The sequence below is a fragment of the Streptomyces sennicomposti genome, assembly GCF_019890635.1.
Taxonomy (GTDB): domain Bacteria; phylum Actinomycetota; class Actinomycetes; order Streptomycetales; family Streptomycetaceae; genus Streptomyces; species Streptomyces sennicomposti.
Map to the genome: position 1 here is coordinate 25,100 of NZ_JAIOAB010000046.1, position 17,753 is coordinate 42,852.

Consider the following 17,753-nt stretch of genomic DNA (forward strand, 5'->3'; position numbering starts at 1 on the left):
GGCCCAATCTTGAATGGTCCGAACGGACTATGGGGCGCGCGCAGATCACCCGGGGGAGTGAGGTGACGACATCTGCGACATCCCCGGCACACTGGGGCAGTTCCGTCGCGCCACAACGGACGCCGGACGACACACAAGGCGATTTCGGGCGCGCGTCTCCCGCGCCGCACCGCTCTCGCCCGCACCGCGCGACACGCACCGACCCGTCTGGAGCACCGGTCCGATGAAAAAACCGGGCGCGCTCCGGAACGTTTCGAGGTCGCCGCACGTATAGATTCGTGGCCGCACCGCTGTGACAGTCGAGAGCAGCTTAGGCCAAGGCATATACGCGTGTCCGGCGAATGAGAACGTAGGCTGCCCTCATGCCAAAGAAGCGCTCGGGCGGTGGTCTGTCGCCAACGCAGCAGGCCGCCAAGTTCCTCGGTGTCAGTGTGCTCGCGGGAGTGGTCCTGGCCGGCATCGCGCTGCCCGCCGCCGGCGCGCTGGGGCTGGCCGCCAAGGGGTCGGTCCAGGGGTTCGACGACATCCCGGCCAACCTCAAGCGCCCGCCGCTCTCCCAGCGCACCACCATCCTGGACGCCCAGGGCAAGCAGCTCGCCCAGGTGTACTCGCGCGACCGCACGGTGGTGGAGCTGAAGGACATCTCGCCGTACATGCAGAAGGCGATCGTCGCGATCGAGGACTCGCGCTTCTACCAGCACGGCGCGATCGACCTGAAGGGCGTGCTGCGCGCCCTCAACAAGAACGCGCAGAGCGGCGGCGTCGCCCAGGGCGCGTCCACGCTCACCCAGCAGTACGTGAAGAACGTCTTCGTGGAGGAGGCCGGCGACGACCCGACGAAGGTCGCCGAGGCCACCCAGCAGACGCTCGGCCGCAAGATCAAGGAACTGAAGTACGCCATCCAGGTCGAGCAGGACCTCGGGAAGAAGAAGATCCTCGAGAACTATCTGAACATCACCTTCTTCGGCGAGCAGGCCTACGGCGTCGAGGCCGCCTCCCAGCGCTACTTCTCCCAGCACGCCAAGGACCTGACCCTGCCGCAGGCCGCGCTGCTGGCCGGCATCGTCCAGTCGCCGAGCCGCTACGACCCGGTCAACGACGAGGCGGAGGCCACCAAGCGGCGCAACACCGTGCTGCAGCGCATGGCCGAGGTCGGCGACATCTCGCAGGCGGAGGCCGACAAGGCCAAGCAGGCGCCGCTGGAGCTGAAGGTCACCCAGCCCCGCAACGGCTGCATCACCGCGGTCAAGGACTCCAGCTTCTTCTGCAAGTACGTCGAGCAGGTGTTCCTCACCGATCCGGTCTTCGGCAAGACGCGCGCGGAGCGGGCCAAGGTCTGGAACCAGGGCGGCCTCACCATCCGCACCACCCTGGACCCGCAGGCCCAGGCCTCGGTGCAGGCCTCGCTCAAGCAGCACATCAACCAGTCGGACTCCGTCGCGGCGGCGTCCGTCCTGGTCCAGCCCGGCACCGGCAAGGTCCTGGCGATGGGCCAGTCCAAGCCGTACGGCTACGGCAAGAACGAGACCGAGATCAACTACTCGGTCGGCAGCGACCTCGGCGGCTCCAACTTCGGCTTCCCGACCGGTTCGACGTTCAAGCCGTTCGTGGCGGCGGCGGCGCTGGAGCAGGGCAAGCCGCCCACGCAGGAGTACCCGTCGCCGTACAAGATGCCGTACCCGAGCCCGGTGCAGGCGTGCGACGGCAAGCGGTGGACGAACGACGAGCACCGGGACGTCGAGAACGAGAGCACCTCGGAACACGGTCCGTACGCCCTGAAGGAGGCCATGGCGAAGTCGGTCAACACCTACTTCGTGCAGATGATCTCCGACATCGGCCTGTGCCCGGTGGTCACCATGGCCGACAAGCTGCACGTGGTGCAGGGCAACGGCGAGAAGCTGCCGCAGCTGCCCGCGATCGCGCTCGGCTCCAAGGGCATCACCCCGCTGACGATGGCCAGCGCGTACGCCGCCTTCGCCTCCCGCGGCACGTACTGCACGCCGGTCGCCATCGAGTCGATCACCCAGAAGGTGGGCGACCAGGAGAAGCCGCTCGCGGTGCCGAGGACGACCTGCACGCGGGCCATGTCCGAGAAGACCGCGGACACGGTCAACTCCCTGCTCAAGGGCGTGATCGACTCCGGTACGGGCCAGCAGGCCGGTCTCTCCGACCGCGACAACGCCGGCAAGACGGGTACGACGGACGAGCGCAAGAACGCCTGGTTCGTCGGCTACACCCCGAACCTGTCGGGCGCGGTGTGGGTGGGCAGCGCCACCCAGCAGGTCAAGATGACCGACATCCGCATCGGCGGCGTCTACCACGACCTCGTCTACGGCGCCGACGTCCCCGGCCCGATCTGGCGCGACGCGATGACCGGCGCGCTGGCGGGCAAGCCGGCCCCGTCCTTCAACCTCGTCGACATCCCGGACGCCGACAAGGGCAAGGACAAGGGAAAGGGGAACGGCCGGGGCAGGGGCGACAACGGCGGCGGCCAGGGGGACGACGGCGGCCTGATCGGCGGCCTCTTCGGCGCGCTGACCGGCGGCGGCACCGGCACGGGCGGCGCCGGACCCAACCCGACGTTCTCCGCCCCCGGCGGCTTCATCCAGGGCCAGACCGGCGGAACGCGGGGGAACGCGAACGGGGGGCGGCACGGCTGAGGCGGTCGCGCCTCCGGCGGCGTAGGGCCGGAGCTGCGAGGCGGTACGCGGAAGGGGCGCCCGACGGATGGTCGGGCGCCCCTTCGCGTGTACCGGGCGGCTTCGCCGGGCGGCGCTTTGCCGGGCGGCGCTTCGCGTGTGCCGGGTGGCGCTTCACGGAGGCGGCCGGCCCGCGTTCGTGTGCCCGAAGGCGCTGAACGGAGGCGGGGGCCGCTGCACGGCGGGCCGCACGCGGACAGGCGCCTTGCGGTGAGCGGGAGGCGGCAGCCGCGCTGCGGGGCACCGGAGGCGACAGCCGCGCCCTCCGATGAGCCGGAGGCACAGGCGCCGTACCCTCGCGTCAGCCGGCCAGCAGCTTCTTGACCACGGCGGCCACGCGACCGCCCTCGGCCTGCCCGGCCACCTTCGGGTTCACGATCTTCATGACCGCGCCCATGGCCCGCGGCCCCTCCGCGCCGGCCGCCCTGGCCTCCTCGACGGCCTGGGCGACGATGGCGTTCAGCTCCTCGTCGGACAGCTGCTTGGGCAGGTACGCGGCGAGCACCTCGCCCTCCGCCTTCTCCCGCTCGGCCGACTCCGCGCGACCACCCTGCGCGAAGGCCTCGGCCGCCTCACGGCGCTTCTTGGCCTCCTTGGTGATCACCTTGAGGACCTCGTCGTCGGACAGCTCGCGCTTCTCCTTGCCCGCGACCTCTTCCTTGGTGATCGCGGCGAGCGTCAGCCGGAGGGTCGCGGAGCGCAGCTCGTCGCGCTCCTTGATCGCGGCGTTGAGGTCATCCTGCAGCTTCGACTTGAGCGTGGTCATGGGTCCGATTGTCGCAGGTGCGACGGCGCCGCCGCGCGCCCATTAACGCGCCCCCGCCGAATCATCCCCCGCTCCCATGTCCCCGCCCCCGCAGGCGGTTTCCGCCCCGCGACACGCTCCTGAGACGATGGACACATGCGCGCGCGATACGGAGTTCCCCTGGGCATCACGGCGGCCGCCACCGCCGGTCTTCTCTACTCGGCGGGCTTCGAGGTCCGCTCCTTCCGCCTGCGGCGGGTGACGGTCCCGGTGCTGCCCTCCGGTATGCGCCCCCTGCGCGTCCTGCAGGTCTCCGACATCCACATGGTCGGCGGCCAGCGCAAGAAGCAGCGCTGGCTGCGCTCGCTGGCCGGGCTGCGCCCCGACTTCGTGATCAACACGGGCGACAACCTCTCGGACCCGGAGGGCGTGCCGGAGACGCTGGACGCGCTCGGCCCGCTGATGGAGTTCCCGGGCGCGTACGTCTTCGGGTCCAACGACTACTACGGCCCCAAGCTGCGCAACCCGGCCCGCTACCTGCTGGAGAAGGCGAGCGGCCGGCACGGCCTGAACGGCAACAAGCCCGCGGTCGGCGCGATCCACAACCCGTGGGAGGACCTGCGCGACGGTTTCGACGACGCGGGCTGGCTCAACCTGACGAACACCCGCGGCACCCTGAAGATCGAGGGCGTCTCGGTGGAGCTGACCGGCCTGGACGACCCGCACATCAAGCGGGACCGGTACGCGAAGGTGGCCGGCGGCCCGTCCGGCTCGGCGGACCTCTCGCTGGGCGTGGTCCACGCCCCGTACCTGCGCGTCCTGGACTCCTTCGCCGCCGACGGCTACCCCCTGATCCTGGCCGGCCACACCCACGGCGGCCAGCTCTGCATCCCGTTCTACGGCGCGCTGGTCACCAACTGCGACCTCGACACCGACCGGGTGAAGGGCCTGTCCACCCACACGTCGGAGGGCCGCACCTCCTACCTGCACGTCTCCGCCGGCTGCGGCACCAACCGCTACACCCCGGTCCGCTTCGCCTGCCCGCCGGAGGCGACGCTACTGACGCTGGTGGGGCGGGAGTAACCCACCGGAGCCCACCGGGGGCGGGAACAACCGACCGGAGGGGCGGGAGCAACCCGGCTGGAGCCCCGCCCCTTGATGGGCGCCGTGAGGCGTGCTCAGGCACCGCACGTCGCTCGCCCATGTCACCCGCGTCACCCACACAGCCCACCCGAATCGCCCGTTATGCCCCCTCTTCCTACCGTGAGGGCATGACCGCCGCGCCGCATCCTCCCTCGTCCCCACCTGGGCCGATATCCCCGGCAGCAGCCCCCTCCCCCGCACGGGCCACCCGGTCCTCCGCGTTCCCGACGGACCCGACGGACCCGGCGCCCACGAACTCGGAGCACCCGGCACCGGAGTACCTGGCCTCGGAGCACCCGGCACCGGAGAACCTGGTGCCGGACTACCCAGCGTCGGAGAACCTGGCTCCGGAGAATCTGGCGCCCGAGATCCCGGCACCGGAGACCGAGGAAGCCCCCGCCCGGGCAGCCGCCACCACCCCCACCGCGCCCCCGACACCGCTGCCGTTCCTGCGGGACATACCGGGCCTGCCCGCGATCCCGGGGATCAGCGCCCTGACGCCCTCCATCGTCCCGGCGGCGGCCGTAGTCACACCGTTTCGGCGCCCCTGGGCGGCGGCGTACCGCCTCCTGATCGCCACGGCGGCCACGGCGGCGGTGGCCGCGGAACTGCTGACCGGCCCCGCGCTCCACGTACTCAGCCACTTCGCGATCCAGGCGAACATCCTCCTCGCCCTGGTCCTCACCGCCTCGGCCCGCCGGGCATGGACCGCCCGCCGCCCGCTACCGGCCTCCCTGACGGGGGCGACCGTGCTGTACGTCACCCTCGCCGCCCTGGTCGATCACCTGATGCTCTCGGGGAACACCCCGCCGTTCTCGATCACGGGCAACCCGGGCGCGCACCCTCTGTGGCAGTCGACGGCCGGCCACCTCATCCACACGGCGATCCCCCTGGCCGCCCTCCTGGACTGGCTCCTGCTGACCACCCCGGCCCGCCTGCACCTGCGCCAGGCCGCCCCGTGGCTGCTCTACCCGCTGGCCTACCTGGCCTTCTCCCTCGCCCGAGGGGCACTCCTGCCCCCGACGGCGAGCGACCGCTACCTCTACCCCTTCCTGGACGTCGCCCGCCACGGCTACAAACACGTCCTGGGCAACGCCCTCCTCGTAGGCCTCTCCTGCTACGCCCTCGCCCTCCTCCTGATCGCCGCCGACCAGGCCCGCCCGAACCCGGTCCGCCACCGCTCCAAAACCGGATTTCGTCTCCGGCCCCCGGTGGGCTAAAGTAAACGTCGTCGCCGCAACAAGCAGCGACATCGGGGTGTAGCGCAGCTTGGCAGCGCGCTTCGTTCGGGACGAAGAGGTCGTGGGTTCAAATCCCGCCACCCCGACAGCCGTAAGATCAGGTGAGGCACCTAGGAGCATTCCTAGGTGCCTCACCTGTTTCCGGGTACGGCAGCGGCTGATGTCCTCTGTTCTCGGTAGGGTCCCGCCATGAGCGAGACCGATCCGTCGGCGGAGGCCGCCAAGGGGCGGGCGCCTCTCTGGTTGGACCCGGAGGACCTGCGCTGGTTGTCCAGGCACTGCTGCTGCCCCGTGGACGCGTCCGAGGAGGAGAAGGACCGCTGCGGACGTGTGCGGTTCCGTGCCGGTGCGGCACTGCACAAGCACGGGCAGTCCCACTGACCCCGCGATCGGGAGCTGAGGCAGGCGCCGAGGGCAGCGCCGGGACGCAGATGTTTCGCCCGGCTCCTGACACGACGACACAGTCGGCATGGGTCGTCGTGGCGGGCGGGCCCAGAGGGGCGGTCGGGGCGTCGTCTGCGGTGGCTGTGCGGCCAAGCTCCAGGCTGTGCGTGGCTGTATGCCTGAGTCGTCGTCACTCGATCGTGACCAAGCGTCAGTCATCGCCGGGCTGCACCTGACGCCCTGTGCGCGGGGCCCCGGATCTCCGGCCATGGGCTGGGCCTGTGAGTGTGAGAGGCCGAGGGCCGGGGGTGCCGAGCGTACTCGGGTGGTTACGGTGGCGAGTTCAGAACGTCTTTCGCGCCACACCTCCCTGCGCGGCGCGCCGCGCCCGACTACTCTCATCAGGCATGTCGTACCCTGACGAACTCCTCGTCGACATCGCCGCGATGGTGGAGTCGCAGCACAGCAGTCGAATGTCCCTGACCGTGGTGATCCCCGGCGCCGTGATCACCGGGCGGCTGGCCCCCGAGGCCATGTGGAAGCAGCGCGTGGCGGAGGTCCTGCGGGACTCCGAGGACCTGCGCCCCTTCTCGGCCGCGTTCGCCGGATCCGATCCCGGTGGCGACGAGGAGCCCTCGCCTCCCAAGGACCGGCCCACCCATCTGCACTTCCACGTCGCCCGCATCCTTCAGGGCAGCTTCGGCATCCCTGACACGGGCGGCATGTACCGCGTGGCGCTGAAGGACGTCAGCGCCTGGACGATCGGGGACATCGGCTACTCGGATCAGTGAGCGGAGCGGCGGCTCAGGCCGCCAGGAGGACCTCGGTGCCCGGGGCGGCACCGGGGTAGGCGTCGGCCACCAGGTTCAGCTGACGCTGCATGTACCAGATGTTGAGACCGAAGACGAAGGCCAGCCAAGTGCTCGCGGCGGGGCTGCACGTCACCGGCAGCCCGGCCGCGCGCTGCGCGTTCGCGATGGCCTTTCCGGTGTTGTGGTACGAGATCAGCGGAGCGATCAGCGTCCAGCTCAGGAAGATCATCACCAGCACACTGCCCGCCGGGCTGAGCACCCGGCGCCGGTCGAACTCCTGCAGCTCCTTATGGATCTTGTAGTACCAGACGAGCTGGTAGATACCCAGGGTGATCAGCGGCAGGCCCAGCCACACCGCGACGGGGCCGCGACGCTTCATGGCCAGGCCGGTGGGGCGGCTCGCTATCGGGGCGGCGGCGCCGGGCGCGAGGGCTCCAGCGTGCGCGGCAGACCCGTACGCCTGGCCGGCGTCGGTGGTGGGCTGGATGTCGTCCATACGTTTTCCTCGTCTGCTGTCTGGTGGCCACCGTGCGCATTACGGACCGCGGGTTGCGGTTGCGCGGTGTGGAGCACTGGATGTTCGAGCGGAGGCAGCCTGACAGGAAGTGAAGAAGCTGTGAAGGAGATCACCTTATTCTGTGATCGTTCGTCATGACATCGTGATCAAGCGGGAGTCGCGGGCGCGGGAGCCGTGGGAGTCGCGGGCGCGGGAGCCGTGGGGAGCCTCCGGCACGTGGGAGGTTTCGAGGGGTTTCGGCTGATACGGCGCTTCGCTCGGATCCGTGCTAGCTTTGAAGTAGTTGCAGTTTGGTACCCACAAAGCTTCAGTGTGCGCCTGGTGTATGTGACCGGCGCATCTTTTTGTTTCCGGCCTGTTCCGGATGGGTCGTCTCAGCAACCGGCGCTCCACACGGAGTGGCGCGCCAAGTGACCCGTAGAGGAGAAAAACATGGCCACCGGTACCGTGAAGTGGTTCAACGCGGAAAAGGGCTTCGGCTTCATCCAGCAGGACGGCGGCGGCCCCGACGTCTTCGCCCACTACTCCAACATCGCCGCGCAGGGCTTCCGTGAGCTTCAGGAAGGCCAGCGGGTGAACTTCGACGTCACGCAGGGCCAGAAGGGCCCGCAGGCGGAGAACATCACCCCCGCGTGATCTGATCCTCCGGACGCCTGCGACGACGGCGTCCCCATCGGCCCGGGTCGGCCTCCTCGTGAGGCCCGACCTGGGCTTTTGTGTTTTCCGGGTGCTCTGCGGGGGGCGTTCGCCGGGTTCTCACTGGTTCCAGCTCTCGTCGTACGGGTCCGCCGGTGTCGGCACCGGTTGCGCCGCCATGACCTCCAGGTACGGGATCGGGCCGTCGTTCACCGGGTCCCTGGTGCGGCGGGCCGTGTAGACGCCGGTCACCCGCAGCCAGGTGTCCGGCTCCAGCACCGGGGGGACCCGGCCGGTCAGGGCGATCTTGACGGGCTGGGCGTCGGCCGCGCAGCAGTTCAGCGCCATGCGGACGAGGTACGGCGTGCCGTCGCCGGCCAGCGCGACGAAGCCCGTGACCTGGACGCGCCGCCCGGCGACGGTGCGGCCGTGGTCGTAGATCGCCCGCGTCGCGTAGTCGACCACGCTCAGGCGCAGCGGGTCGCCGGGCGGGAGGGACGCGTAGCCGTACGGCGGCTGGAGCGCGGTGCCGGAACGTACCGCGCTGTACGAGCCGAGGGCGGGCGGGGCGACCAGGATCAGGGCGAAGAGGGGGAGGAGCAGGAGCCAGGCGACGCGGGGTTCACGGTGGGTGGGGGGCTCCTTCGGGGGTGGCGGCGCGGCTCGGGGGTCTGCCTGCTCCGCTTCCGTGAGGGACGGCGCGTTTCGGGGCTCGGCCCGCGTCGCTTCCGGGGGTGACGGCCGGTCTCCGGGGGCAGCCGGGGCCTGGTTCGGGGGCGGTGGCGCGTTGTCGGGAGCTGCGGGAGTCTGGTTCGGGGGTGCGGCTTCGTCGAGAGTCGCGTTTCCGCCGGCTCGCCTTCGGTCCAGCCACACCGTCATCAGCGCCGTCACGACGAGTACCGCGCCCGACACCAGCAGCATCGGGCGCAGGCCCGCCTTGACGTAGCGCAGGTACAGGTCGGTGGCGCCCGCGTGCAGCAGGGCGCCGCCGACCAGGAACAGCACGGCCGCCTGCGCCTGCCGGTTCACAGCAGCACCGCCCCGGTCAGCACCGATCCCAGGACGGCCAGGGCGAGCGTGGCCGGTGCGAAGCGCAGGGCGAAGCCCCGGCCGAAGGCGCCCGCCTGCAGGGCGAACAGCTTCAGGTCGATCATCGGGCCGACCACCAGGAACACCAGCCGGGCCGTGAGCGAGAACTGCGACAGCGACGCCGCGACGAAGGCGTCCGCCTCCGAGCAGATCGACAGCAGCACCGCCAGCGCGGCGAGCGCGACCACCGCGACCAGCGGGTTCCCGGCCGCCGTGCGCAGCCAGCTCGCCGGGGCGAGCGCCTTCAGCGTCGCGGCGGCCATCGCGCCCACCACCAGGAAGCCGCCGGCGTGCATGACGTCGTGCCGTACCGAACCCCAGAACGCCGCTCCCCTGCTCAGACCCTCGTCGTGGGCGCGAGCGGACGGGCGGAGCCAGTCGGCGCGGCCCAGGCGCTGCCACAGCCAGCCCATCGCGCACGCCACCAGCAGGCTCGCGGCGAACCGGGCGAGGACCATCTTGGGGTCGTGGGGGAAGGCGACGGCGGTGGCCGTCAGCACGATCGGGTTGATCGCGGGCGCGGAGAGCAGGAAGGCCAGCGCCGCGGACGGGGTGACGCCGCGCCGCACCAGCGCGCCGGCCACCGGTACGGAGGCGCACTCGCAGCCCGGGAGCACCGCGCCCGCCAGCCCCGCGACCGGGACGGCCAGGGCCGGGCGAGACGGGAGCGCGCGGGCGAAGAACGACGGCGGGACGAACACCGCGAGCGCCGCCGACAGCAGCACGCCGAGCACCAGGAACGGCAGCGCCTGCACCACCACCGCCACGAACACCGTCGTCCAGCTCTGCATCACCGGCGCGGACAGCGCCCCGCGCAGCGGGCCCTGCGCCACCACCATGACGAGCAGCAGCAGGGTCAGGGCGACGGGCGAGGTGAGGTGCCAGCCGTCGTTCCGGGGCGGGGCGGCGGCTGGTCGGCTGTCGGCCACGGGTGCGGTCCCTCCGGGGGTGTGGGCGGGGGTGGTCCTCCCCTCGGATACGGCGGGGCGGGGGCCGGCGTTCAGCGGCGCCGGCGGGAGGCGGGGCGGTGGATCTGGAACCACCCGTCACGGTGGGGCAGTCTTCTTTCTCGTGGGGAGCGTTCCGAATCAGGGTGGTGCGCCGGGCGGGCCGGGCGCGCACATGGTCGTGTGCGGGGACGACGGGCTCGCGCACCGGCTGGCCGCCGAGCTGCGCGGTGTGTACGGCGAGCAGGTCACGCTGGTCGTCCCGCCCGCCGAGCGCGGGGTACGGCCGCCGGTCGTCGGCCGGGCCCGTACGGCGTCGGCGCTGCTGGACCGGATGGTCAGCGCGGCCGTGAGCCGGGCCGGCGGCAACGGCGGCGGCAGCGGGAACGGGGGCAGCGGCGGGGGAAGTGGCGGTGGTAACGGGAGCGGGGGCAGCGGCGGTGGTCAATTACGCGCTGGTGACCGGGTGTTGGAGGCCGGTGAGCTGACCGAGGCCGTGCTCGCCGAGGCGGGGGTGGAGCGGGCCACCGCGCTGGCGCTCGTGTACGAGGACGACGAGACCAACATCCGTGCCGCGCTCACCGCCCGCCGGCTCAACCCGCGGCTGCGGCTCGTCCTGCGGTTGTACAACCGGCGGTTGGGGCTTCATATCGAGGAACTCCTCGACCAGGCCGCCGCCTTGGCCACCGGGGACGGGGGCGTGTCGCCGGGCGGTGGCGCGTCGCCGGCCGGTGACGCGTCCACGACGGTGCTGTCCGACGCCGACACGGCCGCGCCCGCGCTGGCCGCGAGCGCGGTCGCCGGCACCAGCAAGGTCGTGCAGACCGACGGGCTGCTGCTGCGCGCCGTCGAACGGCCGCCGCCCGCGCCGGGGCAGGTCGCCGACCCCGGGCTGTGCACGCTGGCGCTGCTGTCGGCCACGAGCAGCGATCCCGCCGGGGCGGACGGCTCCGAGGACAGCGGCGAGCAGCGGCCGCGGCTACTGCCGGACGAGGCGGCGGTGCGGGCGGCCACCGGGCGCGGAACGGTGGTGCTGGAGCAGGTGTCCTACGCCGGGCCGCCGCTGGCGTCCGGGCGGGGGGCGGGGGTCGTGTCCTCGCTCAACTCCTTGTTCTCGCGGCGGTTGCGGTGGTCGCTGGCGGGGCTGGTGGGGTGTGTGTTCGCGCTCGCGGTGGCCTTGTGGGTGGTGACGGGGGTGCGGCCGCTGGGGGCGCTGTATCTGACGCTGCTGGATCTGTTCGCGATCGACGATCCTGCGCTCGGTGAGTCGTTGGGGCGGCAGATTCTCCAGTTGTTGTCGGGGCTGGTGGGGTTGTTGCTGCTGCCGGTGCTGTTGGCGGCGGTGCTGGAGGCGCTGGGTACGTTCCGGTCGGCGTCCGCGTTGCGGCGGCCGCCGCGGGGGCTCGGCGGGCATGTGGTGCTGCTGGGGCTGGGGAAGATCGGGACGCGGGTGCTGACGCGGTTGCGGGAGCTGGGGATTCCGGTGGTGTGCGTGGAGTCCGGGCCCGAGGCACGGGGGCTGGCCACGGCGCGGCGGTTGCGGGTGCCGGTGGTGCTGGGGGATGTGACGCAGGAGGGGGTGCTGGAGGCGGCGAAGATTCATCGGGCCGATGCGTTGCTCGCGGTGACGAGTTCGGACACGACGAATCTGGAGGCCGTGCTGTACGCGCGGTCCGTGCGGCCGGATCTTCGGGTGGTGCTGCGGTTGTACGACGACGACTTCGCCACGGCGGTGTACCGGACGTTGCGGGCGGCGCATCCTCGGGCGTTGACGCGGAGTCGGAGTGTGTCGCATCTGGCTGCGCCGGCGTTCGCGGGGGCGATGTTCGGGCGGCAGATCCTGGGGGCGATTCCGGTGGAGCGGCGGGTGTTGTTGTTCGCTTCGGTGGAGGTGGAGGGGCATCCGCAGTTGGAGGGGCGGACGGTGGCGGAGGCGTTTCGGGCGGGGTACTGGAGGGTGTTGGCGTTGGATACGGGGGTTGTGGGGCGGGGTGGCGGGGACGGTGGGGTGGGGGTGGACTCGGGTGCGGGGGGTGGGTCTGGGGGTGGGTCTGGGTCTGGGCCGGTGTGGAATCCGCCTGAGGCGTATGTGCTGCGCAAGGAGGATCGGGTGGTGTTGGCTGCGACTCGGCGGGGGTTGGCGGAGTTGCTGGGGCGGCGGGGGCGGGGGGGGGGGGGGGGGGCCCCGAACCAGCCCGCGACCAGGAGGAGGGCGATGGCCGGGATGAGGTAGAGGGGCTTGCGGCCGACGTCCGGGTCGTTCCACATCAGGCCGAGGCACCCGGCGCCTGGACCGGCGGGGCCTCCCGGGCCGGTCCCGGCGGGCCTGCCGGGCCTGCGCGCCCGGACCGGCGGGGGCCTCACCGCCCGGTCCCGTCGGGTCCGCGCGCCCGGTCCCGTCGGGCTCGCGCCGCCCGGTCCCGTGAGGGCCCGCCGCGGCGGACCTAGTACGCCCCCAGCGGGTCCAGTACCAGTGGCTCGATGCGGCCCTCCAGCATCTCGCCGAGGCCCTGGACCGCGCAGACGTCGGGGCGTTCGGCGATGTGCACCGGCATGCCCGTGGCCTTGCGGACCATCTGGTCCAGGCCCGGCAGCAGGGCGGAGCCGCCGACCATCGTGAGGCCGCTTTCGACGAGGTCGGCGACCAGGTCGGGCGGGCACTCGCGCAGCACCTTGCCGATCCCGTCCAGCACCGCGGTCAGCGGCGTCTGGATGGCCTCCCGTACGGCGGCCGTGTCCACCAGGACCGACCGGGCCAGTCCGGTGGCCACGTCACGGCCGTGGATCTCGGTGGTCGCCGGGCCCTGCGGGGTGAGCCCGGTGCCGTGCAGGGCCAGCTGGAGGGGGCGTACGGACTGGCTCGGCAGCATCAACGCGTGTTCGTGGCGCAGGTACTGGACGATCGCGTTGTCCACCGCCTCGCCGCCCACCGGGACGCGTTCGGCGGTGACGATCGAGCCGAGGGAGAGCACGGCGACCTGGGTCGCGGCGGCCCCGCACACCATGATCATGGTGGCCTCGGCGCGCTCCACGGGCAGCCCGCAGCCGACGGCGGCGGCGATCAGCGTGTCCACCAGCTCCACCCGCCGGGCGCCCAGCCCGACCAGCGTCTCTATGGTGGCCCGCTGCGCCAGCGGGTCGGCGTCGTGCGGGGTGCAGGCCGCCGCCCGCAGCCGGGCCTTGCGGCGCAGCGAGCGCCGCATCCGGTCGCCGAGCAGATGCCGCAGCATGCGCTGCGCCATCTCGATGTCGATGACCGTGCCGCCGGAGACCGGGCGGACCACGCGGATGTAGTCGGGGGTGCGGCCGGTCATCCGCTCGGCGAACTCGCCGACGGCGATCAGCGCGCCGGTGCGGGTGTTCACGGCGGCGACCGAGGGCTGGTCGACGACCAGGCCCACGCCCTTGACGTACACGCGGGTGCGGGCCGCGCCCAGATCGACGGCGAAGTGACAGCGGCGCAACTGCTCCAGGCTGGCGGTCATGGCAGTTCCTCCCGAGAGCGCGGACCGAGACGGCCGCCGGTCGGCGGCCTCCTTGAAATCGTGCGGGGGCCGGGGAGCGGGCGCCCGTTCAAGGGGGCCGGGCGGGGGGCCGCGAGATGGGTGCATTTTACGGTTATGGGCTTGGTAAGCACCGGATAAGCGGCTATCGCACGCTCTGCTCCTGGCGGGAACACGCCACGGCAGGCATCCGCCACCTCTCGTCAACTCCCTTGCAACACAAGTCTCCTGACACTCTTCGCAGCGCTCGACCCAGCACTCGACGGCACAGGCAGCACTCGACGAAGAGAGGCACGGATGAGCAGAGGACCAGGCGGCCGGAGAGCGACCCTCCTCCTGTCGGCCGGGCTCGTGATCGCCCTGCTGCCGGCGGGGCAGGCAGCCGCCCGGCAGACCGCCGGCGCCGCCCCCACGGCGAAGCCCCCCACGACCGTCCCCGAGACCGGCTCCGCGGCCGCTCTCGGGACCACCTCCACAGCCGCCTCCGCCGCCACCCCCCGCACCGTCACCCTCGTCACCGGCGACAAGGTCACCGTCACCGACCTCGCCGGCGGGAAGAAGACCGTCACCGTCCAGCGCCCCGCCGGGGCCACCGGAGCCGTCCGCACCCAGGTCGCGGACGGCGCGATCAGCGTCGTACCGGACGAGGCGCTGCCGTATCTGCGGGCCGGCCGGCTGGACCGGCGGCTGTTCGACGTCAGCGCGCTGCTGCGCCAGGGCCTCGCCGACTCCCGCACCGGCGAGATGCCGCTGATCGTCACCTACGGCAAGGGCGCCCGCACCGCCACGCCCCCCGGCACCGAGCGGACCCGCGCCCTCGCCAGCGTGCACGGGGCCGCCGTGGCCGCGGCCAAGGGGCGGGTGTTCTGGCGGGACTTCACCCGCCGCGGCACGGCGCGGGGCCTCGCGGCGGACGGCGTCGACAAGGTGTGGCTGGACGGCCGCGTCACCGCCGACCTCGCCGAGTCCAACGCGCAGATCGGCACGGCGAAGGCCTGGCAGGCCGGGCTCACCGGCAAGGGCGTCACCGTCGCCGTCCTCGACACCGGCGTCGACGCCACCCACCCCGACCTGGCCGGCCGGATCAAGCAGTCCAAGAGCTTCGTCGAGGGCGAGGAGGTCGCCGACCGCAACGGCCACGGCACCCACACCGCCTCCACCGTGGGCGGCAGCGGAGCCGCCTCCGACGGCACGGAGAAGGGCGTCGCCCCGGACGCCGACCTCGTCGTCGGCAAGGTGCTCGACGACCAGGGCACCGGCAGCGAGTCGCAGATCATCGCGGGCATGGAGTGGGCCGCGCGGGACGCGCACGCGCGGATCGTCTCCATGAGCCTCGGCTCCGAGGAGCCCAGCGACGGCACCGACCCGATGGCGCAGGCCGTCGACACCCTCTCCGCGGAGACCGGCGCCCTGTTCGTGGTGGCCGCCGGCAACACCGGCGCGCCGTCCTCCATCGGCTCGCCGGGCGCCGCCGACGCCGCCCTGACCGTCGGCGCGGTGGACTTTGCCGACCAGGCCGCCTACTTCACCAGCGCCGGGCCCCGCTCGGGCGACAACGCCCTCAAGCCGGACCTCGCCGCCCCCGGCGTGGACATCCTCGCCGCCCGCTCCCAGCTCACCGAGGGCAGCGGCTACTACACCACGATGAGCGGCACCTCCATGGCGACGCCGCACGTCGCCGGGGCCGCCGCCCTGCTCGCCCAGGAGCACCCGGACTGGAGCGGCGCCCGCCTCAAGGACGCGCTGATGTCCACCTCCAAGCAACTGGACGCCTCCGCCTACACGTTGGGCGCGGGCCGGGTGAGCGTCCCGGACGCCGTGACCGCCACGGTCACCGCCACCGGCAGCGCCGACCTCGGCTTCCACGCCTGGCCGTACTCCTCGGACCGGCCCGTCACCCGCACCCTCACCTACACCAACACCTCCGACCAGCCGGTCGAGTTGACCCTTGCCGTCCAGGGCGCCCCACAGGGCGTGGCCACCCTCGCCGACACCGCGCTCGCCGTCCCCGCGCACGGCACCGCGACCACCACGGTCACCGGCGACGCCGCCGAGGCCCCGGTGGGCGAGACCAGCGGGCAGATCGTGGCCTCGGCGGCCGGCACACCCGTCGCGCACACCGTGTTCGCCCTGGTCAAGGAGGAGGAGCGCTACACGCTCACCGTGCACGTCAAGGACCGCTCCGGGGCCGGCACCGCCGCCGACCTCGCGGTGCAGCGGCTCGCCGAGGGCGTCGATCCGGTCCCCGCGCGCGTCGGCGACTCCGGCACGCTGCGACTCCGGCTCCAGCCGGGCACGTACAGCCTGACCTCCTTCCTCGACGTGCACGGCGGCCACGGCCGCGACTCGCTCGGCCTCGGCTTCCTCGCCGCGCCCGAGATCACCCTCGACCGCGACCGCGAGGTCACCCTCGACGGGCGGAAGCTGCGCGAGATACGCGCCGACGTCGGCCGCCGCACCGAGACCCGGCAACTGCTGATGGAGTACGACCGCAGCGGCGGCGGCTCCGACCTGTTCGGCGCGGTGCAGGTGCCGTCGACGTACGACAGCGTCTTCGCCGCGCCCACCGGACGCGTCACGCGGGGCGGTTTCGAGTACCGGACCGTGTGGCGGCTCGGCCAGCCGCTGCTGGACGTGAAGGGGATCGGCGAGGCGGTGGCCCAGTCCGGCGGCACCCTCACCGACGGCCGCAGCAGGCTCCCGCTGGTGGACGTGGGCGACGGCGACTTCACCGGGAAGAACGTGCGCGGCAAGGCGGTCCTCGCCCGTCTCGCCGACGGCGCCGAGCCGACCGCCCTCGCCCAGGCCGCCCAGGACGCGGGCGTCAAGGCGCTGTTCGTCACCGACGACACACCCGGCCGGCTCAGTGCCTGGTGGGGCGCGGACGACGACAGCGACCGCCCCTTCCCGATCGCCTCGGTGAACGCCGCCGACGCCGCCCGGCTGCGCGCGGCGGGACGCGTGGACATGACGACCACCCGCAACACCCCCTACGTCTACGACCTGTCGGAGGGGCACGCGGGCCAGATCCCGGACCGTGACCTCACGTTCCGGCCGGGGCAGCGCCAACTCGCGCGGATCGGCGTCGAGTTCCATGCCGCGCGGCCCGCGTCCGGCGGTGAGTTCCGCTACTCGATCACCGACGCGTTCCCCGTCGGCATCGGCTTCCAGGAGCGAATCGACTACCCGGCCCGGCGCACCGACTACGTCTCCACCGGCCCCGGCCAGCGCTGGCACGAGTCGGTGTCGGTCGGCGACGGCACCCTGGAGGAGCGCAGCGGCCTGGTCCGCTACACCGGCGGATCACACCCGGCGCTCGACTGGTTCAAGCCGGTCTGGCATCCGTGGCTCGGCACCGGCCTCGGCTGGGGACAGCAACGGGCGGGCAACACCCTCCGGTTCAACGCGCCCGGCTGGGGCGACTCCGGGCCCGACCACACGGGCTTCGGGGACGTGTACAGCGCGGACAGCGGGATGAGCCAGACCACGGAGGTGTTCGTGGACGGCGAGTCGGCCGACCGGAACCCCGATTCGACCGCGTACGTGTGGGACGCGCCCGCCGACGCGCACACCTACAAGCTGGTCACGGACACCGCGCTCGACGCCGCCCGCTGGCCGCTCGCCACCCGCGGGCACGCCGAGTGGACGTTCCGGTCGGCGGCCACGCCCGACGACCACTGGACCGCGCTGCCCCTGATCAACCTCGCCCTCGACCTCGACACCGACCTCGCGGGCGCCCTCAGGGCCGGAAGCCGGGTGCCGATCGGGCTGCGCGCCGCGTATGCGGCGGGCGCGCCGGACACCGGGACGATCCGGGACGGGCGCCTGGAGGTGTCCTACGACGCCGGGGCGACCTGGCGGACGGTACGGCTCACCGGCGGACACGCCGACTGGCGCGGCACGCTCACCGTGCCCCGCGGCGCCGCCTCCGTCTCGCTGCGGGCGAGCGCGGGCGACGACAAGGGCGGCTCGGTACGGCAGGAGATCGTCCGGGCCGCGGGCGTGAAGTAGCCCGGGGGAGCGGGAACACGCGGACG

At 72.6% G+C, this 17,753-nt stretch carries 13 protein-coding genes and 1 tRNA gene; 9 read left to right on the forward strand and 5 right to left on the reverse strand.

Annotated features, from left to right (window positions below):
• The first annotated feature begins 362 nt into the window (after positions 1–362).
• Positions 363–2,660 (forward strand): transglycosylase domain-containing protein, encoded by a 2,298-nt coding sequence (locus tag K7787_RS22885; RefSeq protein WP_223002748.1) that lies wholly within the window; start codon positions 363–365, stop codon positions 2,658–2,660.
• Between the two features lie 340 nt (positions 2,661–3,000).
• Here the strand turns inward: K7787_RS22885 and K7787_RS22890 are convergent, their stop codons facing one another.
• Positions 3,001–3,465 (reverse strand): GatB/YqeY domain-containing protein, encoded by a 465-nt coding sequence (locus K7787_RS22890; RefSeq protein WP_009189808.1) that lies wholly within the window; start codon positions 3,463–3,465, stop codon positions 3,001–3,003.
• Between the two features lie 135 nt (positions 3,466–3,600).
• Here K7787_RS22890 and K7787_RS22895 point away from each other — a divergent pair, with 135 nt between their 5' ends.
• The 5 genes from K7787_RS22895 to K7787_RS22915 all read left to right on the forward strand — a co-directional run bounded on the left by K7787_RS22895 (position 3,601) and on the right by K7787_RS22915 (position 7,003).
• On the forward strand, positions 3,601–4,527 hold the full coding sequence (locus K7787_RS22895) for a metallophosphoesterase (RefSeq protein WP_009189807.1): 927 nt from the start codon (positions 3,601–3,603) through the stop codon (positions 4,525–4,527).
• A 500-nt stretch (positions 4,528–5,027) separates the two neighbouring features.
• Complete coding sequence (locus K7787_RS22900) at positions 5,028–5,807, forward strand: Pr6Pr family membrane protein (protein WP_223002760.1); 780 nt, start codon at positions 5,028–5,030, stop codon at positions 5,805–5,807.
• Between the two features lie 33 nt (positions 5,808–5,840).
• A tRNA-Pro gene (locus K7787_RS22905) sits at positions 5,841–5,914 on the forward strand.
• Positions 5,915–6,017: 103 nt separating this feature from the next.
• Positions 6,018–6,209 (forward strand): hypothetical protein, encoded by a 192-nt coding sequence (locus tag K7787_RS22910; protein WP_223002749.1) that lies wholly within the window; start codon positions 6,018–6,020, stop codon positions 6,207–6,209.
• 410 nt (positions 6,210–6,619) lie between these two features.
• A complete protein-coding gene (locus K7787_RS22915; RefSeq protein ID WP_009189805.1) occupies positions 6,620–7,003 on the forward strand; it encodes a GvpU-like protein in 384 nt (127 codons plus the stop codon).
• A gap of 13 nt (positions 7,004–7,016) precedes the next feature.
• On the opposite strand, the gene K7787_RS22920 is transcribed toward K7787_RS22915, so the two are convergent.
• The gene (locus tag K7787_RS22920) at positions 7,017–7,520 is read right to left on the reverse strand and encodes a DUF4234 domain-containing protein (protein ID WP_009189804.1); all 504 of its coding nucleotides are present in this window, start codon (positions 7,518–7,520) and stop codon (positions 7,017–7,019) included.
• Positions 7,521–7,973: 453 nt separating this feature from the next.
• Here K7787_RS22920 and K7787_RS22925 point away from each other — a divergent pair, with 453 nt between their 5' ends.
• Positions 7,974–8,177, forward strand: a complete 204-nt coding sequence (locus tag K7787_RS22925; RefSeq protein ID WP_009189803.1) for a cold-shock protein — start codon at positions 7,974–7,976, stop codon at positions 8,175–8,177.
• Positions 8,178–8,297: 120 nt separating this feature from the next.
• Here K7787_RS22925 and K7787_RS22930 read toward each other — a convergent pair whose 3' ends face one another.
• Both K7787_RS22930 and K7787_RS22935 read right to left on the reverse strand, forming a co-directional pair.
• Complete coding sequence (locus K7787_RS22930; RefSeq protein WP_223002750.1) at positions 8,298–9,206, reverse strand: TIGR03943 family putative permease subunit; 909 nt, start codon at positions 9,204–9,206, stop codon at positions 8,298–8,300.
• Positions 9,203–10,195 carry a permease gene (locus K7787_RS22935; protein WP_164388678.1) on the reverse strand — a complete coding sequence of 331 codons (993 nt, stop codon included), beginning with the start codon at positions 10,193–10,195 and terminating at the stop codon, positions 9,203–9,205. Before K7787_RS22935 ends, K7787_RS22930 begins: the two co-directional genes overlap by 4 nt.
• Before the next feature lie 193 nt (positions 10,196–10,388).
• Between K7787_RS22935 and K7787_RS22940 the strand changes: the two genes are divergently transcribed.
• Positions 10,389–12,446: an NAD-binding protein gene (locus K7787_RS22940; protein WP_223002761.1), complete on the forward strand. Its 2,058-nt coding sequence runs from the start codon at positions 10,389–10,391 to the stop codon at positions 12,444–12,446.
• A 211-nt stretch (positions 12,447–12,657) separates the two neighbouring features.
• Here the strand turns inward: K7787_RS22940 and K7787_RS22945 are convergent, their stop codons facing one another.
• The gene (locus K7787_RS22945; RefSeq protein WP_009188440.1) at positions 12,658–13,698 is read right to left on the reverse strand and encodes a rod shape-determining protein; all 1,041 of its coding nucleotides are present in this window, start codon (positions 13,696–13,698) and stop codon (positions 12,658–12,660) included.
• Between the two features lie 315 nt (positions 13,699–14,013).
• Here K7787_RS22945 and K7787_RS22950 point away from each other — a divergent pair, with 315 nt between their 5' ends.
• A complete protein-coding gene (locus K7787_RS22950; protein WP_223002751.1) occupies positions 14,014–17,727 on the forward strand; it encodes a S8 family serine peptidase in 3,714 nt (1,237 codons plus the stop codon).
• The last annotated feature ends 26 nt before the right edge of the window (positions 17,728–17,753 follow it).